Genomic DNA, 24,913 nt, shown 5'->3' with positions numbered 1-24,913 from the left:
TTCCTGTTATTATCCTATGCACCGATTATCTATCAAATACTACAGCCTATCCGCAGGGGAGGTATGCTGTACAGACATCGAAAACTCGACCTTCCCCACGGGGAGTTACACACACCAGTTCTCTTCCCAGTACGAAACATAGGCAAACGGTCAAGCGATAATACCCCTGCATACGTCGGTACCATCCCTGAGTTCTCGGCGGCCATGATCAACGCTCGTTCGATCAAAAACCGCGAACCGATGTGGAATCGACTGATGGACGGCGTTACACTTCGCGAAGAAATGGGTGTTCCTGAAGACACTATCGTCTTCGCAGATAGTGGTGGATTCGACTTCCTCAGTGAAAAGCCCGATACCACCCCTGCAGAAACACTTGAGACCCAACGACAGTTGGATGCAGACATCTATGGAACGGTCGACGTTCCACTATCCCCAAAAAACCGCACAGAAGAAAATCAGCGTCGCACTGAGCAGAGTATCGAGTTTGCGTTAGAGGCGAGTGACCGCCACCACGGTGATGCGTTTCTTCTCGCAAGCGTTCACGGATATGATCCTGAAACCATCCGGAATAGCATTCGTTATCTCGAGAAACGTGGTGACTTCGACGGCTATGCGCTCGGCAGTTTAATACCAGTCAGAACGGATTATAAAAAGGTAACAAAACTAATCCTTTCTGCACGAAAAGCGACGAACAAACATCTGCACGTGTACGGTCTTGGTGGACTCGTCTACCAACCATTGCTGCTCTATCTTGGAGTGGATAGTTTCGATTCGTCTGCGTTCATCCGCAGTGCTGGGAATCGAAACTACCTGATTCCAGGGTTTGGTGGCGAAGAAATGCGAGAGATTGAGGATATCGAGAGACTTCCGTGTCCATGCCCAGTATGTGGACAGCGAACACTTAGCGATATTCGAGAGGACAGAGCAGCGTTTACACAGCATAATCTCTGGGCACTTGCAACCGAGTTACGCCGCTTCCGATATATGGTCGAATCAGGGCGAGATATCGAACATTATCTTGATCTTCGGTTTCAGGGGAACGAGGTAACGAAGCGCGCGTACGAAACCGCCAAACAGCAAGTCCGGAGGCTGGTATGACTGACGAGAGACCAACCATTCGGCCAGTCACGCTCAGCCGGTTAGCGGAACTGACGCACGCTTGTAACACGGATCCAGTCACAACAGAACGACTCGAGAACGAACTCGATGTGTCCCATCGTCGCGCTCGTGAGACAATTTTGGAAGCAACCCGAATCGGATTGCTACAAGGAACGGAGACTGATGGTGATCCGGTCTACGCCACCTCAACAATTGGCGGAGACTTCTTAGCAGCCATTCTAGCAGAGGATTGGTACCGGGTAAGTGCTATTCTCGAGTCCAATAGTCCTCACTTTGCCGCGTTTCTTGATGTGGTAGATGACATTGCCCCGCGAACATCACTACGGTACTTGAACGACTCGAGGAGACCCAGCAGGACACGCCGTACACATACAATCAGACGAGTATTGAAGTAATGGCTGATTGGGCGGAGCGACTCGGATGTGTGCAACGTAACGCCTTCACGGGTCGTTACTACCGACCATTTCCTGCTGGCAAGTTAATCGGTTTCTCCACCACTCTTCTCGACGCCTATGACGACCTCGAACAGACAGCAGGCGTGAATCTCAGACAGCGGTATCTGTCGATACCACAGCTGCGTGAGACGATCTGTGAGCGAGTACAATGCGCTCGAAACGAATTCGACCGGACGCTAATTGAGCTCTGCCAACAAAACGTTGGGAAACTCGAACTGTCTGGCGCGCCGATCGATACTGCCGCGAAAGACGCTGCACTTGGCATCAAGCAAATCGAATTGGCAGATGACGATGCGCTGGTTTCGACATCACAGTCGAGCCAGCAAGTGATGGCTGGCGTAGAATTGTACGACAAGCAATACTATTATCTCGCGGTACACGATCGCGAGCTCACCTTCGAAACGGAGGCAGAATAATGTCCAACGCATTCAACATTACCGACCAGCAACGAGATTACTCCCAGTACGGCCTAGAATCGAATCCGTTCCCCTATAGTCCGGTTCCCGCCGAAGATCCGGAGATTTACTGTGGGCAAGAACACGTCACGAAGCAGATCAGCTCGACGGTTTCATCGATGCTCGCGACTGGAAAGTCGAAACATCTCGTCATCACCGGAAAGTACGGGAATGGCAAGTCACATACGCTGAAATACACTCGGTCACTGGTCCGCGATCGTGACGACGTGGTTGTTGGATATGTCGCACAACCTGGCGAAGGGTTTCTTGACATCTACCATGAATTCGTTTACGACCTCGGATTCACCCGACTGAAGGAGATCGCATACGAGCATTTGGCAACCGTAACTCGCGATCTAACCGAGGCCGATCCACACGATGCAGCGGCCATGCAATCGCTTATCGATGAAGGTGATATCCTGCTCTCTGAGATCATCCCGGAAGCGATCAGACGACTCAGTGACATCACCCACTTCGCTGATTTCGCACGTGCGATCGTCCATATGGTGTATGAGGATACGAATCTCTACGCCTGGCAATGGTTGACTGCTGAAGGTATTCGGTATGAACAGCGCAAAGAGATGGAGATTCACACCGCTCTTGACGACGATACGATGGGTGTTCGAGCGTTTACCGCGCTGAAGAACCTCTTACTCGAACTTGGGTATACCGGTGTCTTCGTATTTGTCGACGAGTTCGAGAGCATTGCCCGTCTTTCGTCGAAAAACGAGCAGGCAACGCTGAACAGTATTCGCCACCTGATGGATCAGAACGGTTCCGGGTTGTGTCTGCTCTTTGGTTGCGCTCCAGAAGTCTGGCAGGATGTCATGAGTGAGTATCATGCGTTTAGCGAACGGATCGGGCAAGAGGTCGCGCTTCGGCCGTTGACGAGTGATCAGTTATATCAATTGGTCAAGGACTATCTACAAAAAGAGCGGCGGACAGAAAACAACGAAGTCGGGATAAAACCGTTTTCCAAAGAAAGTCTCGACTTGATCTTACAGCGTTCACAAGGTAACATTCGACAGGTGCTCGCCATATGTAGTCGCATGTTGGATGAAGGGTCGGATGCAAATCAAAACCAGATTTCCACTGAATTCGTAAAGGAGATAGTATGAGTGGGCATTAGTTAGAATTCATATACTAAACGAGACGAAGATAAAAATCACTCTGAAATCTGAATTGGTCTATTGAGCTTAGTAATACTGTGTCTATCGAGAGTCTGCGGATCGTTGTGACGGTCACACCCGTACTGATAGACGCAAAGGGGGCAACCGTTATCACAATCACACTCAAAGTGCTCATCGATTAATTCCATAGCATCCCGGAATTGTGAGTACCCGTCTTCATCTTCCTCGACAAGTATTCTGGATATTTCGGCACCACCTTCCTGAGAATCAAACACGTATGCGACGCCGTCTTCAACGCTTTCGCTAACCTCACGGATATCTACCCCACCAAGATACTGAAGGCTAACGCGCAGACCATGAGCAAAGGTGTGGTCGGCGATATCTGTATCTAGGTCTATTTCCAGTCCTTTTGTCGTATACAAGTGCCCTAGACGGATGAATTCGGAAGGTGCATCGTATCCATTGGGATCGTGGCTTGAATCGACAGTACATCTCGCAGACTCTTCGTCTCGAACGACTATTCCCGGACATTTCTCGACCCCGCAACGTTCGAAGAGGGATTCCTGTGGATCAATGGCCCCGTTCGTGTATCGTGCTCTATATCCTGTCGCATGCACAAGTACCTCCAACTCACCGTACCGAATCGTGCCAATCTCTTCTCCTGTCGCGTCTTCTAAACTGAGTTCTCGATCCGATTCAAACGAGAGAATACTCGTGTCTCTGTCCGAGAAAGTACTCTGTATCCCTGCGTCCTTCTCGAAATAGACGTCACGCGCTTCGAATCCATCGTCTGTTGAAACCGCCAAATCTTCTCTAAAGGCCTCGACAGAATCCATTACAGCTAGTCGCCGACGTTTCACTGGGGTTTCGCTATTGCACTCCTCACACTCGGAGAGACGCTCGTTATATGTGGTCTGGCAAGCCGGACAGACGAATTCTTGGCCATAATTCACTGTTTCGTTCTCAGCGATTTCGTCTTCGAGCATTTCTGACGCGTAGTCATCGTAATTCACTCGGGTGACTACGTACGTTTCCCCGTTGTGGAGGTACGCCGCTGCGGGATGAAGTTCGCTCATCGCCATCCGCATCTCGCGCCCGCCCTCGCCAAGTCGCTGACGCTCGTAGTTCTCCTCAATAAGCGTCAGTCCGACAGACGTGGAGATGTTACGCATATTGAACGCGTACTTACTCTGTCTTGACCCTCTAAGGAAGTCTACATAACTCTCCGCACGAACATCTGCGAGATGGTTTTGTATGACCTTTTGACGGTCTCCGACATCCTGTAATTCCGAACGGATTCGCGTGATTTCCTTGTCATCAACAACTTCGCGTAGCTTTTTACTCAATTCAAGTTCTTGCTCAGCTAGCCCATCAACCGTATCGTAGAGATCGTCAGTGTAGTTCCGATAGTGTTCGATAAACCGTTCCGCGAACGATGACATGGCGTCATCAACGAGTTGTCCATACTCTTCGGCAGCAGATTCGATTTTACCGCTACAATTCGGTTCTGTACAAGATTCTGGGCTGTCCTCTTGGTCATATTTTGCCCCACACGATAGACAGTAGTTGTAGTCGAGGAGATCTTCGAGATGGGCTCTAATTTCACCTTCGTGATCATTCAGTAGCGTCTCAAATATTTGGAGTTTTGGCCGTTGTGTTTCTAGTTGCAGCGTGCCGTTTTCGAGTACCATCAAGTGAGTAAACTTACTGTGTTGGTAGCCATCCTCAGTGCTTCGGACGAAGTTGTCTCCACCCTCTACACGAGTGGTTCTTCCTTCGTACTTGACATCCCAGTCTACCGCAAAGTTCGCAGCGATGTAGTCCAGAATTGCCCAGCTCAGTGAGACTCGCAGGACTTCCTCGTTGTGTTCATTGAGCGGAACATCCTTCGGAGATGTATCGATCAAATCAATCGGTTGCTCGTAATAGTAGTAGTCGATTGGATTCCGCTGACTCACACTGTGCACGAGTGCTGACTTAGACCGTCGGCCAGCTCGCCCTACTCGTTGCAAGTACGCATTCATGTTGGGCGGAGTCCCGAAGAGCAGCAGTGAATCGAGTGCTCCAATGTCAACACCGACCTCCATCGTAGGACCAGAGGAGAGGAAGTTGGGGTGTTTCCCCTCCTTGAACAGATATTCGATATTCCGCCGTTTTTGCTTCGGTGTCGTCCCCAGATAGGTCTCACTCAACAGGAGCATCGGGGGCACATACCCAATGCGATAGGCTCGATAATTGAAGCGAGGATGACTCGGATCACACTGTTCGCCGAAGGTCGTGTTAAACTCTACAACATTATCCGAAGGGATTCCGAATCGATCCTCCAGTGAAGAGTAAGTCATCTGTTTCTGTGGATGGTACCAAATTGCGTCGTCCCGACCCGCGAGAGTAACTTCGAGAGCACCGGGGACAAACGATACATATCCTTTGTCAGCCTCGAATACGAGTATCCCTCTATCTGCGAGCGAATCAATGGCGCGAGTAGCGTTATCCGCACTAGTATCCTCACGCAGTTTCTCGATGCTAATATCGTTCCCCTCAGCGACCATCGTTCGAAGAACGGCCTGGTCGTCTGCGGAAAGGCTATCGGTATGTTTGAACCTAACATCGAGGATTCCTACATGAACCAAGGGCGGATCACGTTCATCGAAACGACCGCTGTATGTGTGTGGAATCGCTCGGCGAAGGAGGCGGTCACGCAGTGCCTCTTCGGGTTCCCATCGTCTCCGTGCTCTGCCCTTTACTTGGCTTCGTAACGACACCTGTCCCTCTGAGACGTCCCGTATTTCGGAGAGCGTATCTTCGAGTTCGTCAAGGCGCTCGCTTGCTGTGTCTAAAACCGTATCGAGTGGAACCCAGTCGTTCGAACTTTGATTCGAGACGACTCCGTCGTACAGGAGTTGATCAAGGACGGTCTCGACCTCAGGATCCTCGAAATCCCGACTGAGCTCGTTCATGTCTCTGTGCGAATCGGCGAAGGACAGCATCTTGGCGGACTCGAAGCCTTCCTCTGCGGCGACGCCCCGTAGAAGATACTGCGATGTGGTTACAGCGAGGTTGTTCGGACTCCGAATCAGCTCCGAGTAGCGTTGTCCTCGTCCACTAATGCTGTATGATGTCCCAGCATGATAGCAGGGAACTCCGGTTCGGAAATTCGTGGGGCTACGCAATCGCCCATCCCGGTCGAACATATGGTAGTTCCTTGGTTCTACTGCACGTGTGACTAAGTTCGGGTCATCGCAGTCACAACTGTTCCCTGGAATTCGCGTAGTTTCACAGTTCCGGCATTCGGTTTGTTGGAGGACTTCGTAAAGCCCGGCTTGAGCGAATGTTCTCGATCCACAATCACACGTCGCTGGCGGGTGAGTCTTAAAGTAGAATTTCTTGCAGTCGTCGTTTTTACACACCCAGGGGAGGATATGTGTGTTCTGTACGTATTTCCCACACTCACATTCGATACCCTTAGCCGGAATTTGCTCATAGGATCGGCCGCACGATGGACAATCTCCTCCTTCGAGCCTAGTCTTGAGATGTCTGTTTTCTCCCCCGCAGTTCGAACATGCGGCAGATATCGTTAGCGTATGTTCGCAACTTGGGTTCGTACAGATCGCGGTTTCTCCATCAGTTCTCACGGTCGGCGCATCACATCTCGGACAGTCTCTCGTCGTGGCCCGTTGTTCGACTGATCCACACAACGTACATTCCAGGTAGGGCCGAAAAGTAACTCGAAGCAAATCGATCTCTGCATCTCTCGCAGCCAAACATCGCTGGCATTCCCGTGAGGATTCCTCTATCCTACCGTGCTCGGTTGGCATGTACGGTTCAAGTTGCCCGCACTCGGGACAGTACCAACTCACCAGAGACTCCTCAGCACAGTGATTACAATATGTAGACCTTGTTACGAACTGCCCTCCACACTCACCACATTTGTCGTGGGGAGAGCGATAAACCGCATGGCAGTTAGCACAACTATAGAACCCGTCCATTGGCCACGAGAAAAGATGACTTCGGTTCTCCAATAGCCCGGAAAATTCTCCAAGTATGCGGAAGTTCCCAAGAACCGTCTCTGCCTCTTCTCCATTGACACCGTACTTCGATTGGATATCCGAGAGTAATTCCTCTCGTGTACGCGGTTCTTCATACAGGTCCGCGTATAACTCTTGTATCGCTCTGACGCCCTCGCTTCCGGGGTTCTCTCTAGTTAAATAGCCGAACAGTTGATCGCTAATCACATCGGCGAGCTCATTATTGCTAAGCGATTCGTGCCCATCAACGGTAAAAGACGACTCACCAAACACGTCTGGTGTATCACTCGCCTTTCGACCCATCCCAATAAGATCTTCTTCTGTGATCTCGGTTTCCACTAGTGACTGTGGTAACGACGCTGTCGGTTCGTAGTCCAGTTCGCGGATATCTTCACCGACATGTTCGATACTTTTGACCCCACTGACTTTTCTGAATAGTTCGTCGTGATTACCGACAGTTGCACTGCTAGCGATTACTTGGAGATCATCATTTCCGAGCCTCTGCTGCCGAAGTGCCCGCATGCGCTTGACGAGCATAGAGGTATAGGAGCCGAATAATCCGGAGTACGTATGAACCTCGTCGAATACGAGAAAGTCGGGGTCGTACAAGAACGTCTTGTGTTCATCAGGAGCGTTGACGTTAATCGCTTTGAGATTTATTGTGTCTGGGTTCGTGAGGACGATATCTACGTCTCCTTCGAGGACGTCGTTCTTTGTTAGGTGAATATATTCTAGTGGAACGTCATCGACGCACTGGGGTTTCTCGGGTTTAACTGTGAACCGACCTTGGTCTGGTTCGACGCGAAGACTCTTCCCGCAGTTTCGGCACTTTTCGAGATCTTCGTTGTATCCCGGGCATTCGAAGTATTTGAACGAAGAACGGAGGTATCCCTCTGCACCGCTTTCACTCGTATCTCTCGGCGTATCACCGTCGTAGATACCGACTTTGATTCGCTTGCGCTTCGGAAGGTGACGGTTGATTTTGTAGAGGTACTCGATCAAGCGCTTCAGTTGATCCTGCGCGAGAGCTTTCGTCGGATAGATAAGCATAGCTTTGACGCTTTCAGGATCACAGTCTTCCACCTCCCCCTCCCGCGCTCGCAGGATGTAGTCAAGTATCGGAATTAGCCAGGCTTCGGTCTTACCGCGGCCAGTAGCAGCGGTTATGAGCGTGTTCTCTCCATTTTTGATTTTCTCGACACTCCTCTCTTGGAAATCATATAGACGCTGAAAACCGAGAGATGAGAACGCTTGGATGATTCGAGGGTGAATCTCTGCATCGGAGGCAAAGCTTTCCCAGGTTTGTTCGCTCCAATTCGGGATATCAAGCGCCTGGAGGTATGGACCTCTGGACCCAACAAACGGATCCTCGGATTCAGTAGTAGTGAATCGCTGATGAACATTCCGGGCTGCGTTGCCGAGATCACCGAGCAAATACGCCTCGTAGGCATCTTTGATCTGCTCTGCTCGTTGAGTAGGGTCATTCATTGGGTATCTATCTCCATGCGAATTGCCGATTTGAGTTCCTCGACACCTTTCATCTCCTGAATAACGTTGACAGAGACTTCGTGCAGGCGAACACTTCCACGTTCTGCAAATTGCCGAAGTATGTCCATTGTCTCTTCGCTCAAGCCGTGCTCCTTCTTGAAGGCATCCCACCCGTGCTTACCCGCGTTCTGGGACCATTTGTCTGTCAACTCATTCCACCGATTCTCCAAAGAATCGAGGGATCGGTTCTCGTTCCAGATGTCCTCATTGAGAAACGAGTCCATATCCTCCAATACACCATCGAAATCGCTTCCGGCACCTCCGATAATTTGGTTCAGGTCGTAGGCAGATTCGATTTCGTCCTCCCAACTTCGCTGATGTGCGCGGATTTTGTCTATCGTTTCACTCCGAGCATTACGGACTACCTCTTGTGCATCCTCAACACTCCGTGTCAATTCATTCGTTTGGCGATTTTCAGCCTTGTCAAGGACTTCCTCATCAGTGACACCAGATACTTCGCGTACGCGCTGGATGGCCCTTTTGACCTCGTCGATTCTACTGTCTCCGAAGACACGCGTAAGGATACCGTCATAGAATAGTAAACCCTCAGTGAGAGACTCCAGTCGATTAAGTTCGCCTGCCAATCCCTGAATGTTGTCCTTCGCACGTTGAATTTCAGCCTTTAAGTCGTTGGCTCGTTCGGATCGATCTGCTTTCGCCTCTAACTCGCCAACCTTCTGTTCCAGTGGATCGCCGAATCGTGATTCGCTCATTACAGGTCACCTTCAATAGTTTGTCGAATCGAATCCCGTTCAGCCCGAAACGTATCAAATTCCGTTGAAGATTCGACTTGGTTCCGGAAGTCTCCAACCTCACTTCCCTCAGCGTCTCTCAACTCTTGGATCATCTCGTTGAACACATCGTACACTTCCCAAGCGTCGCTCTCGTCCAAACTACGCTGGTATTCGTGTAAGAGGGCGATAGCCGATATCGCATCATTTGCACTAGCCTTTTCGATCTCGTTGAGGGTAGATCGGAAATCACCGAGCCCGATATCCTGTGAGGTATCATTCAGTAACTCACCCACTTTCTGCCAACGTTGCCTGTGAGTAACACCCAGCGGACCAAGGGCGGCATCAAGTGTCTGGTAAAGGTTAGCTAACTTCACCTGATTGTGACTCAAGAAATGGAGTTTCTGATAGCGACTGATATCCTCTTGGAGATCCTCGACGTTGACCTTTTGTTCTACCTTCTCCAATTCCCCGGCGAAATCAGAGAAGTCCTCGATAATCGTTGCAAGGCTCTTCTTCGCATTGTTTCGGGTCGTACCGATCCGGTAGGCATCCGCAAGATCATCAACGCTCGTTGAACTCAATTCACTCAAATAGTCTTCGTCGTTTTCGGCCACGCCGCGAACGGCGTCATTGAGTCGGTCATAGTCCACTACGTTCTTCTTCAAGAGGAAGAACCCTTGTGCCAGATTTCGAATGTCCCCGGTGTGAGCGGATACACGCTCGAACGCGCCATCAAGTCCCTGTGGAAGATCTACATCTATGTCCGATTTATAACTTAGTGGGGATGTATCCTTCATTTCGTACGATTCGAACATCAGTTTGCGCGAAATTTCCGTTTCGCCCTTCCCGATATTCATCACGAGATAGTGTGCGAGCACGATGAATTCTTCAATAGACATCTGCTTTGGGAGGTGTCCTTCGATATCCTCACGCATCCGGCTGCGATACTCAACTACTTTATCGGTGGCCCACCCACGAAGTTTGTCGAAGTTTGCGCCGTCTTCAAACGAATCGGCGTATCCGTAGTGGAGCATCTGCCGATACAACACCTCGTTCTCCGTTCCATGTAAGACCTCAAAACTCATCGAAGAGGGGGAGTCGGCTCCCCGCACGACAACTGGAGGCTCTGACCCCCGGTCGAAATAAATCCCAGTACTATCCGCTGTGGAGTTTTCGTTAGCAAGCCGGGTCGGGTCATGCCATCTCTCCAAAGTCGCAACTACGCCGTCTCTGAAACGATCCACGGACGCATACTCCGCCCCGTTCATCAACCAACTCTGGAACTCTCGGTAGTCCTCCGGTGGAACCTCTACGGTGTCTTGTTCGGGTTGATCTGGACGTTCGTCCTCCTCTTCCTCGTCCTTCCCTTCGTCCGTCATCTCAGCTGGTTTGTCGTCCTTTTCCTCTGTCTCCTCGTTCTCTTCATCCGTTCTCTCCGATTCTATAACCACTTCCGAACCAGGTACCCGTTCGATGACTGTGACATCGCCCGCGGCGAAGCTCATCTCAAAGAAGACGTTACCGTCTCTTACGACTCCGCCGTGTGTGTCTACATCATATATTTCGAACACTATTGCTGGGAGCCAAAGCTGGCCTTGATGTTTCAGCGCATACCACTGGGTTAACTCCAGACAGGGCGTTGAGTGTTCGTTGATTCCGATTAGGTAGGGCCGTTGGCGAACATAGGAGTTGTTCTGTATAGCCTTGAACGGAGGGACGTCAGAGGTTAGGCATTCAGCGATGACGTGAACCAGTAGAATTCTCGGAGTTTGCTGCAAATTTCCGTCTTGAATAAGATTCGCGTAGACGTGCCGGACAAACGCTTCATTGAACGGATAGATATTATCGAACACTTCTTCCGGGATATCAGCGGCCGCTACAGAGTGTCTCTTAATTGCATCGAGGTACGCACGCACGAGTACAACGGGAGCACTTCGCCCTTCGAGGAAATACGCCTGACCGTTGTCAGCAGTCATGCTGAGATACCCTTGCGTTCGCTGCTTCATGTACGTCAGAGAATCCTCGCTCGTGGAAAGGGCATCATCTATATTCTCGCGTTCCCATCCAGTTGTCCATCCCATGATGACGTCGTAGTGACCGCTGGACAACTCGAAGATGTGATCTAACAAGTCATCCTTGAGAACGCTGAATGTCGTCAAATCTTCACAGATTAGGACGGGCCGCTTTCCCGCTTCTACGTAGGCATCTGAGATATCCTCCAATTCTCGCTTGAAATCCTCGATACCAATGTTCCGAGTTAGGAGGTCGTGAACGGCGCGACGAACGACAGGATAGACCTCGTCTTCTCGCTTCGTTTCTCCGAACGCGCTCAAGCAAACACGCCCGTAGTCCTCTCGGGAGAGCAGGTACTCCTGGATGTTTTGTTCCTGATTTTCCTGGTCTACAGACGCTTGATACTCTTCGATGTTCTCAACTAGAGTTGTTCTGAAGTCGTCTGCGTTCGGCCGGGATTCAAGAAAGATTTCCAAATCGAAACTTCGGAGCGCTCCCTTGTCCTTGTAGAATGTTCGGAGACCTTGAATTATGAAGTCCGCTACTTCCTGGGGATCCAAAGAGGAGACGTCGCTTACTTCCTCGTACTCTTTGTCGATTGGTTCGTGAAGAATTTCGAGAATCTCATCAAGTCGAGTGTTACTCCGTGAGATATGGATGGCAACGTGTTCATCGTCCGTCCCTCCACCATCTTCGTATCCGTTGATTTCGTATTCGAGCCACTGACAGAGATGACTCTTACCACTACCAACCTCTCCTTTGACAATAAAGATACGATTGTCGTCCTTGAGGTCGGAACTTAGGACAGCGTCACGGAATTCGGCCTCCGTAACGAATGCATCATCTCCGTTGTGCGGTCGCAGAATCTCCGCACGGATCTTATCGATTTCGACGTGGGTCTCTCGAAAGACGTCCGGCGACTTCTGCTGTGATTCGGGCTTGATGAACTTCTCGACGACATCTCGATCCCAGTTGCGAACCATTTGAGTCATGCTAGATACCTCCGTTCTGAGCGGTCCAGCGGATACCAGTAAGATGGTCTATCCGATGCTGTTTGAAGAGTATAATCTGCAGGCGTCTGACTATCATCGATACTTCGTGGGAGTTCGACGACTTCATTTCGATCAGACATACCCGTGAGCCTCAAAACATCATCTTCAACCAGGCTCTCGAGAACATCGGCAACACCGACGTGTACCGCTGGTTGTCCCCCAGTTCGGCTAAACACTGGGAAGAAGTTCTCGTCAATCCACTCCAGGACAGAAAGAATGCTTTCTCCATTTTCCCGGTGAGCCTGATGATGCGAAAGTAGTTCGTGTAAAAGTCCCCTGCTTGGCGAGAGGAGAACCTCATCGTGATTGGTTGAGTAGGAGATCGCGCCAAGAGGAGCAAGTAAGTTGGCCCACATCTCGATTTTTTCTTCCCTCCATTTGAGGTTGTAGTCTGTTGCTCGGTCAACCTTGATCTTTAGATCGTCTACAGATACACGCCGAACTCCGTAGTGGCCTTCCTCAGACGATAACTCCTGAATAGCTACTTCGTGAACTGCAGCAAGATGCGACTGCCTACCGGTCTGTTTTCGAGTATGATAGAGCAATCGGGGTTCGAATGATACCTCGAAATCAGGGAAGATATTTCTGTTTAGTGGACTAAAGGCGTTCTGTCCCGAGCATTCAATCATATCAATACTTCTTAAAAACCGCAGGCAGTTATCGATGTGATCCGTTTCGAGACCCTCGTTCGTTGGCCGTCCAAACCGCGCATTGATTTGGGAGAGCGGAGTGTTCTCGTTAATGTCGGAGTATATCGCTTTGAGTTCTGCTCCCCGTACCGTTCCATAACCGGTCAAGAGTTTATCCGGTTTCGAAGTGTTATACTCGTATTTAGACATCGGTGTATAAACTGGCGTTCTGCTTGCGTCGTTCGTCAAGTCGATCCGTTCTGAACTGGCATTGAGTAAGCATCGAATCCATGTTATTGGCTATTTTTTGGACGTCTCCTCGCTCTGTCCATGACCGTAGTGCTTCCCGTATTCGTTCGGTATATTTGTCGAGGATCTCTTGCAGGTCGTGTTCGACGAAATAATATAACGGTTCCCACGCGGGGCTATTCGGAGGTGCTTCTTCGTAATCGAATAGTTTGGGAAGGGTGTTGGCAGGCGCACCTACGGCGTTATGATGATCCGAAATTTGATGATAATATAGGTTCTTCGACCCCCGATTGGTTGATACGGGCAACGCTGAATCGAGGTTGTCGCGGATATAGCTCGTCACTTTGGACTCGTAGTCCATTCCCATGTTTGGAGTAAACTCGTCAACGAACGATCGCTCAGGGGTATATTTCGGTGTCCTTGGTGCGTTCGTATCGGTAACGATAATGTAGATGTCTTCCTTTGACCGCTGCTTCAACAGTGCCCGTACGAGATGCTGTTCGTCGTATTCGACCAACCCCTCCTGACTTACCACGTGAACCAGCGGGAATTCAACCTTTTCAGAATTTATCTCCTCGGGGTCAAGGTAGGTATACGGAACTGGCTTGAAGTCGTTATCCCAGAGGTCAGTATGGATAACACGATCAAACCCGTGTTCAATGAGTAATGGGAGACTTCGCAACTGGGCCCTTGGCTCGTGAGTATGCTCACCGACATATTGGTCTCGGATGACGATGAGTTTTGCATGCGTCTGACCTGTAAGCGAAGCGATCCCAGATTCCACAAGGAGTGACAAACCAGCGTCTACAAATAAACTTATTGGAGGGATATCTTTTCTCCGCTATTTCAATTCCTAACAGACGCTACTCAATTCTTAAAGCTGGTTGGATCATGAGTATGAATCCATAGTTCGGATAGCGTTGGTTTCCGTTTAAAATCTCATACCCTTATTGAGATCCATGGTATTCTGGACGAGCGGGGCAATTCCACCGGATATCGCATTCTGCGCAGGTACCCTCCGAAGGGGCGTCAGTAGGGTTGAGATCGAACCAATTCCCTACTTTTCGATCTCGCTCAATGTCCATGACAGTATCTTCGAATGCTGAAAGCGAGCTTTCAACGGATCCCTCTTGGAATCTGAGCTCGAAGATGGCGTCTTCCTGACTTTCTTCCCCAAGGAAGTAAATGACACCTCTCTCAGGATATTCTCCCTGTTGATACCGATACAATTCCGCATAGGTGTTCAATTGAGCCTGGTAGTCGTTTAGTTCCCGGTCTCCGTCTGGTCGTTGTCCAGCTTTGTAATCCCAAATCTCATATCCATCAATGTCATCTCCAGCAAGTACGTCAACAACACCCTTTAGCACGAACTCTTTGCGGTTGCTTTGAAGTCGATATTCAGTATCTACAACTCTTGGATAAAGGCGTGCACCTTCGTTCCTGTTGAATCGCTGTATGTACGATAAGGCGGTATCCTCTGCCTCCCGGCTCATCGGATAGATATTTCGTGCTTTTAATGCTTCTGAAACTTCTTGGAAATATGTCGAAATCTCATCATCCGTCGGGATTGAACCACCCTCTGCACCATCCACTTCTCCCGCATAGTGTCGATGTGCTCGATCTAGAGTCTCGTGAACTACTCGACCGAAGAAGAGTTGAGTAACGTGATTGGGTGCGAAATCGAGTTCGTTATAGTACCCGTATTGGCGTTTGCAGCGGCGATATGCCAGTACGTCTCCAGTTATACTATATCGGCGTTTCAGACCCACTTCTGTGTGTGAACCGACGCTTCCACCAACCATATTCAGAAACTCGTTCGCCGATTCGATTTCACGAGGGCCAGCAAACCAATTTTCTGTGAGGGGTTCCCCCTGTTCAGTATATCCTAAAGAGAGCTCAGATGTCGTTCCCTCCTGATCGAGGAGCAAAAGATCCTCTTCTGCCCTAGAATACGCTACGTAGAAACGTCTAATCTCGTCTCTTTTAGCCCGTTCTTCTGTATCTCCTGTTGGATGAATGTCCGCGTACTGCTCCAATTGACTTTCCAACCAGTACGTACCACCGGTCCATGGTTCGCTATCCAAGTCGCTGACGAAAGTCACGGGGAACTCTAGTCCTTTCGCTTGGTGGACGGTCATCATCTGGACGAAACCATTCGGGATCTGATTGTGGGGATCTTCTGGTTCGTCGAAGTCTGAGGATTCCAAATATCCACAGAATACATAGTAGAAGGACCTTAGAAACCGAGTTGATACAGATAGCGTCCTTGACGACTTCTGCATATGCTCTGGTCCGGTGATACTAGCGAAAGAGTCGAATAACTTCGTGAGACGACCGAGTCGTTTCCCGCGCTCCGGATGGTCAGACGTTTCGATCCACGTTTGAAACGGCTCAAATGAAAGAATCCGATAGAGGAGTTCGAGCACAGTGTATCCAAGTGATTCACTTTCGGCAGTTCGTCTGAGTTCACGTCGCTTCCTGTGGACGTAATGTTTCAGTTCTATCGCATCGTGGTCCTCCGCAAATTGGTCAAATTCTCCGGTCCAGTCCTCGATCTGGTCTTTTACTCGACCCATTATGCGTGCTGCTTCGAGTCCCTCTAGTTCTGGGTCGAGACAGCAGATGACGGAACTAAGCGCGAACCGAATTTCCTCTTGAGTCAGGAACGCTTTGTTTCGGGGGTTGTGAACCGGAATACCCCGATCTCGCAGCGCCTCTGCATACTTCCCTGCCCAATAGGTGCTTTCTTTTGTACTCTTGAACAGAAATGCCACCTGGCTGTAGTCCTCGATATATCCCTCATCGTAGATTTCCTCCACTAGTTCCGCGGCGATCTCGGCCGGAATTTTATCATTGTTACCCACTAAGAGAGATTTGACGCTCTTTTGCTCACTCGTGTTGTCACGGCCGACAGCCATTGGTTCCTTGTCTGGTGCGCGGGCACCCTCTCGCTGCATGAGCGGATATTCTCCCATATAGCGGTTGCACCAAGAAACGACGTCCTCGGTGGAGCGGTAGTTCGTATTCAGTTGTTCACGTTGAACGGGTTCTCCGAACCGCTCTTCAGCACGCGCTGGAAACTCGATTAAACATTCAACAGTGCCACCCCTGAAACGATACAACGCTTGATCGTCATCTCCCACGACGGTCAGATTTGGATTATTAAGTTCCTCTGTCAACCGGAAGTAAAGTTCTTGTTGAAGAGGATTTGTGTCTTGGTATTCATCGACAAGTATGTGTTCCAGCGGAGGCCGCTCACGGTCAGGTTCCCCTTCGACGAACCGTTGACCGGCATCACTTCGGATAAACTCGATAAACCGTTCAAGAAGCCGAGCGAAGTCACATCTGTGGTTCTCTTGAAGTGTTTCACGATATCGATCAAGGCCCTCGGCACAAACTCGCCATTCTGGTTCCGAAGCACGACGCAGCGACTCTGTGTCCGCTAAGTACTGAGAAACACGATTGAAGATCTTCGAAGTGGTGTCGGTTGCCTGCCACTTGTTTGGTCCATAGCGTGGGCTAACCCCCCTGGGAAGGACTTCGTCAAAAAACTCCCAAGAATCTTCCGTCAGTTCTCCCGAAGTGACTGTCTCCCAGTTATCTGTGTCTGCATTCCCTTGTAGAACTGAAACGAAGTCACAATTGTTGTACATGAATAGCTGTTGGCCATCCTCATCAAGTAATTCTGTACCTACAAAGGGTGGATAACGGTACTCCTGCATGATATCATTACAGAGGGCGTGTAGAGTTCCGATATGGATCTCATTTACGTCAATCTCATCTTCGTAGCCGAATCGACTTAGACGATCAACGATACGCTCTTCTAAGTTCTGGGCAGCTTTTTCAGTAAACGTAGTCAGGAGAATACTGCCGGGCTCGGCATCATCAACGAGTAATAACTTGAGCGTCCGAGAGATCAGTACTTCGGTTTTCCCGCTCCCAGGTCCAGCAGTAATCCATAGTGGGCCGTCTCCGGCAAGTATCGACCGTTTTTGGCTAGCATTGAATTCCCACTCCTCGTTATCGAATCGGTCTCTGTTTGCTTCCTCGAGTAACGAGATGAAAGTGTCCTCAGAAATCGGGAGTGATGGCATAGGTCTAACCTTATTTTGGTACCAAATAAACATGGTGTAGACCCTATGAGAGAATACCTGTATAGATGGAAACGATTAAAATTGCTTTATCGAATCCTCTTTTGATCTAATTGAACCACTCGCGACTGTGCTCAGCGAAAAAGAAAATCGGTCGACCGACTATTCCCACCAGCGACCGCGCTCAGGACTGTGAATACAGCTCCAGCCAGTTACCGCCACCGAAACACGCCCCTCGTACCAGTTCTTGGCGACTGACCGCAACTGCACAGTCTCTCCCTCTTCGACCATCGTCTTCCGCGACGCTCGCCACACGGTGAATTTGACACGACCACTATCGTCTTCGATCAGCCCCACTTGCTGGATCTTCGGACTTCTAGGAGTCCACAGCTGGGTAACCGTCCCTTCGATGCTCACTTCCTTCCGATTCACGTCCTGCACATCCGCGATCGGAATGACTTGCCCAGGGGCCGTCCGCAATTCTTCGTACACACCCACAACTGCACCCATCACACTTGTCCCATCCACGACGCGTTCAGCTAATCGCCGACTGATCGCTGCTCGCGACCACCCATCGAGCTTCTTTTCCAACCGCATCGCCTGCTTGTTCACTGCCGCCAACTCCTCCTGAGCCAACTCCTCACGAGGATCTTCTCGTTCTGGATCACACCATGGATCTACACTTGCTGCTCGTTCCTGGAACGCACAGCGCCGCTCTCGACTCACTGCTTTCGATGCTCGCCGACACTGCACTTCCCGTTTCGAATCTTGTGATCGATCCCATCGCTCACGTGTTCGTGTTATCTCTTTCTCTCGTGCCACCATCCGCTCTTCTGCCGCCAACGTCAGTCCACGCCCAATCCCATCCGGATGATTCGTATCGACTTTCCCTTGGATTGTCTGCTCAACTGACGGCCGCAGCTCAGGTGTTTCTTCAACACTCTCGAATTGTTCTTCGTCACATTCAATCGCCTGTTCATCAACCGAAACTCTTTGACCGATCGTCTGTTTACTACTCATTGGAATCACTCACAATGTGATTTCGACTGAAGGCGCGTCCACAACCGCGTCTTTTCCGACACTCGCCACAACACGAGTCACATCTCTACAGTACACAACTCATCCGTCACCTCCGCGCGCTCGCTTGCGCCTTCGCGAGCGTCCCCCTGGGCGCGAAGCGAGCGCGCGTTTTCGAAGGGACAGTACCAGCACCGCGCGGCGACCCGCCCGAAGCGAGCGACCAGCACACAAGCCGGTTTCGTGTCCGTCGACCAGCGGGAGACGCAACCGATAGCGCGCTTGGTGCTGGCGGCGAAACCAGATGCCCGGAACGGCCGCAGGCCGCATGCCCGGAATGGTCAGTCGCGAGCGACGCGGAGGGCGGTAAGCGGCGAGCGGGGCGGGCCATTCACGAATCACCAGTTAAACAGTGCGCACCAAATCTCGACAATCCACTCCGGGTGGGACTGAAAGGGGCCGTGCGCTCGACGAGCGAGACGACGTAAGCACCGCAACGGAGTGAGGAGCACAGCGAGACGCAGCCGTCGAGCGTGCGGGGGCTTTCGAGGTGATACTGTACCGCCCGGCGGCGGTTGATCCCACCAGAAAACGTATGCCATGGCCGTGTCGACACCTAACATGGCTCCACTGACGCGTCGCTCCCTCCTCCGACAGATGGCGATTGGGGGTGGGATAGTGAGTGTGAGCGGATGTATCGCTCCGACTATCCCAGGACTTTCGAACGGGAAGGGCATTCCCAAGCCGTTCACACACGACGCATACAAAGCGAGCTACGTCCCAGACGGTCGCTGGGCAGTTGAAGGCCATGACGGGGGACGAACCAGCTCTGCTGCGTCGGCACTCCCACACGGAGATGTTGACGTCGCGTGGCTTCGCCGTCCAGGCACGGACCCTCATGGAGCGACGCCACCAATTGTCGGTCCGAATCGTGTCTATATCGGCTATACTGACTCAGCAACAGACGCTGACAATCCAAATGCCTATCTTGCTGGGTTCGATGCGAAAACTGGCGCCCAGCAACTCGACAAACATCTCGACACGGGTCGAACTGTGGGACTCGCAGTGGCTGGTGACAGACTGCTTGCTGTAACCCGAAGCCCAAACTACGACCAGGCAACCCTGACGGCTCTCACGCAGAATGGTGCGATCCAGTGGACCGACACGCTACCGGACGTGACTGGCTCGCCAGCAGTTATGAACGGAACGTGTTACCTAGCAACGCGAGACGAGGATAACGCCGTGTATGCCTATTCGCTCGATGGCACCCAACAGTGGCGAACAGCCATCGATGGGGAGTGCTACACGGCGACCTGTGCGGATCGCGACGGTGTCTATGTCGGGTTAACCGACGGGCGTATCGCGGCGCTTGATGCGACCACTGGTGAGCAACGGTGGAGCAAACAGATCGCCACACCAGTTGAGTGTTGTCCGGACATTCAGGCCACCCCCACGGTAGCCGACGGGCGTCTGTACGTCCCGGGTCTCGCTGGGGAACTCGTCGCAGCTGATACCGCCAATGGAACCGTTCTGTGGCGGACGACCGTCGGCGACGAAAACGACGGCAACGCGATTCCCTCACCAGCAGTCACGGCGGACACTGCGTACGTACAGACGTATCATGAGGGGCTCGTTGCAATCGATATTGCAGACGGGTCGATTCGCTGGCGATCAGCCGAGAAGGAGGACAATCAACCCCCCGCTGTCGGTGACGGTGGTGTGGTCGTCCCACAGAATGACTCGGTTGTTGCCTACGAGACGAGTGACAGCCCTGCGTGGACGATTAAAATCCCGGTCCCCGACATCGGGATGGCGGGCTACATCATGGACACAGAAGTCGCGTTGGCACACGGGATGTGTTACGTCGGGGTCGCTGATGGTCGAATCTACGCAATTGGCACCCGCGAATGAATCTCACTCATCGGTTTGTCTGCGGTTTCGTCGATTGCGTCTGAACCTGCGATGAAAATCACGCTCTGAGGGTTTTGCTTTCAGGCGTATCCGTATCGCCCGGTGCTAGGCTACCGTATTTGCATACTTTGCCTTTTGACGACGGTCTAAACGCCTATTCGTCCCACAGTGTTGTAATTCGCTGTTCGATCTCGTCAAGGATGAGCGTCAAGACATCGCGATGATCGGTTGGCCACGACGCATCTTCACCAAGCGTTGGAGCAGTGGGTGGTGGATGGAAATGATCTCGTGTATTGTGCGGATTCCGATGTCGATCCCAGCGACACTCCCAGGCGCTGGCAGCGTGCACTTCTCGATAGTGAATTTTGAAGTCGTCGTTCGTGTACCACCGGACAGCGAGCGTCGCCTCATCCACCAACACTGGATAATACGGCTGGGCGAATGTAACGCGAAGTTCGAGATGGCCATTCGTATCAGTGATGACTGCCTGTTCGACTTGCTGTGTGGCGATGAGCCTGGTCTGTAGAAACTCAAGGATTGGTCGGTCGATGGGTGCTGGACTGCTCCCATCACCAGTTGGTGGTACCATTGCTATCCAGACACTTGTTCGTGGTCGGCGGTACCCGCACGTTGCTGGCGTGCTCGTTCATAGCGTGTTCTCTCTTCGCGAGCAGTCATCCAGTCGCCGAGATCACTGTACACGTCATCAATCGACATGTCGACACTCGTCTCGACAACGGCGAGTGCATCAACGTCTGCCGGGGTCGCGGCAGCATACTCGTCTTCGTAACTTTTGATCGTTGTCGTCAACGTACGCACGCGCTGTTGAAGCTCCTCAAGCGAATGACGTGCCGCGAGCTGATTGATGCGTCGCCACTCGAAATAGGCGTCATTGCGCTCGTAGGTGGCTGGATGCCCGTCGTGTTGGGTGACGATCCCGAGATCTGCGAACCACTGGAGGTATTTCCGGGCAGTCTTTGGGTCACAGTCAGTCCGATTTGCGATTGCACTCGCCGCTACTGGCTCGCGTATCTGGAGGATCGTTCCATAGATTTGTTGTTCGACGTCGTCGCCGCTGAACGCGTCCTCGAAGGGAGGTGGTCCGTCGGTGGGTGAATTAGCCATACTGATTGTTCGAGCTGGCAGGATATAGTTCTTACCTTGAGGAACTATTTCCCTTCTACTCGAGATTGCAATTTTTCACGGGTGTGCCAGAGCGGTACTCCGAACACTAGCTCTTGGTGGTGAGAGACCGGTCATTTCGCATGCCACTCAATCCTTATTCACGCCTCAGTCGATTCCCCTCTCGAGACGTACTATTTGCATTCTAACTATGACTTTTTCTTGATAAAATGAGGATAAGAGATCGCAATCTCATGCTGCTCACGAGATGGGTGCCTCTCGATTCACTCTCTCGTAACATCCGTTGATCGACCAACAGTAGATACGCGTCCTCTTCTCAAAATATCCGAATTCTGAAAAATACGTCTGAGAGAAAACAGCGGTCACTATCACATCAGTACCATCCGCCGTGTGACTGCTCATTGTTCTTCTGTACTGTCGCACGCCATTCCATTTTCAGCGTCCAGAGTGCTCGGCTCACCTCTTCTAGATTACTGATAATTCGGCAGTTTACTCTGATTGCTTGTTTCCCTTTCTTTTCCCTGGTCGCGCATGTCCCGTTCGTTCTTCGTACCCCCCTCTTTCTTTGGACGATTTTGGAGGTACGCAAAGCCTTGATACTAGTGGAGAAGTCATACAAACTGGATTAAGCTGTTCTAAGGGCGTAAAATCGTGTTTGCAAATTAAAATCGAACCGCAAAATGATAAATGTAGCGTTTGAGAGTCTCTACGTGCCAAAATCAGCACATCGGGTCTGAAGGATATTCATGTTCGATATGCTATATGAAATGTATCACGGATTCTATATGAAAAATACAGGGTCAAAACCGCTGAAACCGTTATCATATCGAGGTAGAGCCGCTAAATCGTGTTTGCAAAAACTGGGTTTCTATGGAGTGAAAAGCGAGGTCAAATAATATTATGAAATCTGATAGAATAGGACATTCGATCGGATGGCAGGGGCCTAGATGAGGGAAGTTTCAGACCGCTCCTCAAGCTGATCATACATCTCATCAGGAAATGGAAGACTGCCATAGATCGAGTACGAACATTGATCACACCCGATGCAATAGCGCTGCATATCATCGTTTGAACAATTCATTGGAAGGGGGATCTCACCGCCAATATCATTGTTGAGTTCGTACCGAATCTGGTACTCGGTCATATCTTCATCGTACCATGGCCACCGGGAGAACACCTCTTTCATATCATTGATGAATTCGTCCGTACTCGCGTCTCGATACTGGGGCAGCCACCACGCCATTCGCACAAGATTGTAGAGATCTTTCCGAACGGGTTTCTTTTCCTGAAGCCGCTCGTCCATCGCCGCTAGACAGGGGAGTTCGAAGAGATCCTCGAGGTCGTCAGCATGGATCGGTTGTGCGCCGTCGCTATACTGAGTGAGCGTATACCGGTTCAAGCGATCGTTTTCGACAGTGACGCTTGGATGATCTCGGTTTGTAGAGAGAATCGTCCCGAGACCGCGTGGCGTCGAAATAGAAGCGCACACACGTTGCTCCCATGGACGTTCAGGCTCGTACGTCTCAAGAGCCGCATAGAGTTCGCGTGCAGTATGCGTCTGTCCAAGCTGGGCGACATCGTTGTCTGCCGCATGGACAGCGTTAATGATCGTTCGGAGTCGTTGTTTCTGGCGGCTCCAGTTCCGCCAGATCCGGTGCGTTTGTCCGGCGGCGAAAAACCGCTCGATCCGTTCGGTAATCGCCGACTCGTTCGCGGTGAGCCAGCTGCGCTGCTCAGGCGTGAGCGCCTCTTCCTGTGCCGCGAGCAACCGTGAGAATGCGTCCTCGGCATACGACCGATACTTCTGCATGAAATCCGAGACAGGGACGTACAGATGGTTGTCGGCGACGTGTGTTTGGACCTCGCCTTGTTGATCGCCATCACGATCCGTCCGTGCCAAGCATTTCCGTGAGGCAGCAACAAGTGGAATCTCAAGATAGTAGCCTCCGCTGAACTCTGGACGTGTCGTAATGTCTGTACAGACGCGACCAGAGTGGGGGCCGTCTTCACCCGGTTCTTTCGCATAGAGAATTTCGGCGATCTCCTGGTGCAGGGTAAAATCATCATACTCACGAATGAGCGAGGCGATATTGTTCACATAGAGTTCCCGCAAATCATCGAGAAGTGCGAGGTGACGCGGGGGTGTCTCTTCGAGTTTCGGGTGATCCATAATGCAGACTGCACCAAGAGTGGCGAGAACGGCGAGCATTCCTGGATCGTCAACATACGGTCGCTCTGCAGCCTTCCGGCGTGTGCTTGGCGCAAATGCATCACACGTGAACCGCTCAATATCCGCGAGTAGTTTCTCAGTTTTTTGCGTATCATCGACTGTCCAGCGCTGATACCCACGTTCGAACAGCTGTGTGAGCTGGAACTGACCTTCATCGCGCGGGAGCGCTGCCACTCGATACGCCATATGCTCGTCGTTCAGTGGAGTCTTCCGGCTCATGGTTCGAGAAAACTAGGAACGGCCTCGGTTCGAAAGTCAAAATCTGGGCTTTCGATCGGTTGGACGATTCGGGAGACATCGGCGTGTAGTGAGTAGGGCAGACGCATCACCCTGCGGCGGTCGGCCGTGACAACGGGATCGATTGGAATCTCGTATTCTTCGAGCAGCAGGTCGTTGATCACTTCCCGACTTTGCTCGTCGTAGCGGTGCTTATGGTCGGTATCGAGCAGGTAGATATGACAGCCTTGCCCCGAGTAGACCACCAACGTCTCCGTGGCCGCGAAGTCGTCCTCGAAGATTTCCTGAACGGTGAATCCGTATTCCAGGGCGTCCTCGATGTCCGTGAACGCGTACGGGTAGCCTTCAGGCGCACTGTTGAGGATCCCCGCTGCTCGAAGCTTTTCAGTCTCGACATCGTCGTCGGTCACATTAGCGGTGCTTTCACGGGAAGCGCGCTGTGCTGCAATGTCTTTTGCGTCGATATCAACCGCGAGCACCCACGGCCGCTCCCAGTGATCGAGCGCATAGTAGACCGCGTCGGGGCGTGGCTCTGGACGCTCTATAAGATCCGGATCGACGAGTGCATAGCCACTCCCTTGGGCGGGGTCGTATCGTGCGGGATACTGGATGAACTCGACGAGATGATCCTGTGAATTGAACTGCTGGTTCGTGCGGTCGCTGGATCCATTGGTCTGCCATGTATCACGGCGGATGAACGACCGCTCCGGGGCGTTCTGTTTCCGGATCGGGTATGGCTCGCGAAACGCGATAGCATACTGCTTCGGTCCATCAACGGTCACGAATGACGGTAGCGCGTCGACGTACTCGGGAAACGTCTCTGTGTAGTAAGTGCGAAGATCCTCCCGTGTTGCGGGTCGCCATGGTGGGGGCAT

General features: G+C 51.5%; 16 protein-coding genes. 4 read left to right on the top strand and 12 right to left on the bottom strand.

From position 1 onward, the window contains the following. Positions 1-63 precede the first annotated feature (63 nt). The 3 genes from BG842_RS20090 (at position 64) to BG842_RS20080 (ending at position 3,147) form a co-directional block, all read left to right on the top strand. The gene (locus tag BG842_RS20090) at positions 64-1,098 is read left to right on the top strand and encodes a tRNA-guanine transglycosylase (RefSeq protein ID WP_175424226.1); all 1,035 of its coding nucleotides are present in this window, start codon (positions 64-66) and stop codon (positions 1,096-1,098) included. Between the two features lie 415 nt (positions 1,099-1,513). Continuing rightward, positions 1,514-1,990 (top strand): hypothetical protein, encoded by a 477-nt coding sequence (locus tag BG842_RS32015; protein ID WP_254663325.1) that lies wholly within the window; start codon positions 1,514-1,516, stop codon positions 1,988-1,990. Beyond that, the gene (locus BG842_RS20080; RefSeq protein WP_069452172.1) at positions 1,990-3,147 is read left to right on the top strand and encodes a BREX system ATP-binding domain-containing protein; all 1,158 of its coding nucleotides are present in this window, start codon (positions 1,990-1,992) and stop codon (positions 3,145-3,147) included. Before BG842_RS32015 ends, BG842_RS20080 begins: the two co-directional genes overlap by 1 nt. A 47-nt stretch (positions 3,148-3,194) precedes the next feature. Here the strand turns inward: BG842_RS20080 and BG842_RS20075 are convergent, their stop codons facing one another. The 8 genes from BG842_RS20075 to BG842_RS29140 form a co-directional block, all read right to left on the bottom strand. After that, complete coding sequence (locus BG842_RS20075) at positions 3,195-8,672, bottom strand: DEAD/DEAH box helicase (RefSeq protein ID WP_069452171.1); 5,478 nt, start codon at positions 8,670-8,672, stop codon at positions 3,195-3,197. Then, positions 8,669-9,445, bottom strand: a complete 777-nt coding sequence (locus BG842_RS20070) for a hypothetical protein (RefSeq protein WP_069452170.1) — start codon at positions 9,443-9,445, stop codon at positions 8,669-8,671. The genes BG842_RS20075 and BG842_RS20070 overlap by 4 nt, the downstream gene beginning before the upstream one ends. Beyond that, on the bottom strand, positions 9,445-12,471 hold the full coding sequence (locus tag BG842_RS20065) for a hypothetical protein (RefSeq protein ID WP_069452169.1): 3,027 nt from the start codon (positions 12,469-12,471) through the stop codon (positions 9,445-9,447). Before BG842_RS20065 ends, BG842_RS20070 begins: the two co-directional genes overlap by 1 nt. Then, positions 12,468-13,370, bottom strand: a complete 903-nt coding sequence (locus BG842_RS29145) for a hypothetical protein (protein WP_139136209.1) — start codon at positions 13,368-13,370, stop codon at positions 12,468-12,470. The genes BG842_RS20065 and BG842_RS29145 overlap by 4 nt, the downstream gene beginning before the upstream one ends. Then, positions 13,363-14,205: a hypothetical protein gene (locus BG842_RS30695; protein WP_217493353.1), complete on the bottom strand. Its 843-nt coding sequence runs from the start codon at positions 14,203-14,205 to the stop codon at positions 13,363-13,365. The genes BG842_RS29145 and BG842_RS30695 overlap by 8 nt, the downstream gene beginning before the upstream one ends. Before the next feature lie 151 nt (positions 14,206-14,356). Beyond that, positions 14,357-17,503: an exodeoxyribonuclease V subunit beta gene (locus tag BG842_RS20050; protein WP_069452167.1), complete on the bottom strand. Its 3,147-nt coding sequence runs from the start codon at positions 17,501-17,503 to the stop codon at positions 14,357-14,359. Between the two features lie 159 nt (positions 17,504-17,662). Continuing rightward, a complete protein-coding gene (locus tag BG842_RS20045) occupies positions 17,663-18,520 on the bottom strand; it encodes a DNA-binding protein (RefSeq protein ID WP_069452166.1) in 858 nt (285 codons plus the stop codon). Between the two features lie 99 nt (positions 18,521-18,619). Next, positions 18,620-18,847, bottom strand: a complete 228-nt coding sequence (locus tag BG842_RS29140) for a hypothetical protein (protein ID WP_139136208.1) — start codon at positions 18,845-18,847, stop codon at positions 18,620-18,622. A gap of 270 nt (positions 18,848-19,117) precedes the next feature. Here BG842_RS29140 and BG842_RS28035 point away from each other — a divergent pair, with 270 nt between their 5' ends. Continuing rightward, positions 19,118-20,428 carry a PQQ-binding-like beta-propeller repeat protein gene (locus BG842_RS28035; protein ID WP_083252659.1) on the top strand — a complete coding sequence of 437 codons (1,311 nt, stop codon included), beginning with the start codon at positions 19,118-19,120 and terminating at the stop codon, positions 20,426-20,428. Positions 20,429-20,582: 154 nt separating this feature from the next. Here the strand turns inward: BG842_RS28035 and BG842_RS33260 are convergent, their stop codons facing one another. The 4 genes from BG842_RS33260 to BG842_RS20015 all read right to left on the bottom strand — a co-directional run bounded on the left by BG842_RS33260 (position 20,583) and on the right by BG842_RS20015 (position 24,913). Then, positions 20,583-21,017: a hypothetical protein gene (locus tag BG842_RS33260; protein ID WP_083252658.1), complete on the bottom strand. Its 435-nt coding sequence runs from the start codon at positions 21,015-21,017 to the stop codon at positions 20,583-20,585. A 2-nt stretch (positions 21,018-21,019) separates the two neighbouring features. After that, positions 21,020-21,553, bottom strand: a complete 534-nt coding sequence (locus tag BG842_RS20025) for a sugar-specific transcriptional regulator TrmB (protein WP_175424224.1) — start codon at positions 21,551-21,553, stop codon at positions 21,020-21,022. 961 nt (positions 21,554-22,514) lie between these two features. Then, positions 22,515-24,020, bottom strand: a complete 1,506-nt coding sequence (locus BG842_RS20020; protein WP_069452161.1) for a primase-associated protein — start codon at positions 24,018-24,020, stop codon at positions 22,515-22,517. Further along, positions 24,017-24,913 carry a DNA primase gene (locus tag BG842_RS20015; RefSeq protein WP_069452160.1) on the bottom strand — a complete coding sequence of 299 codons (897 nt, stop codon included), beginning with the start codon at positions 24,911-24,913 and terminating at the stop codon, positions 24,017-24,019. Before BG842_RS20015 ends, BG842_RS20020 begins: the two co-directional genes overlap by 4 nt.

Origin of the sequence: Haladaptatus sp. W1, from assembly GCF_001723155.1 — an archaeon.
GTDB lineage: Archaea > Halobacteriota > Halobacteria > Halobacteriales > Haladaptataceae > Haladaptatus > Haladaptatus paucihalophilus.
Note: the sequence above shows the minus strand (reverse complement) of the source record. Positions and strands in the feature narration are given on the sequence as shown.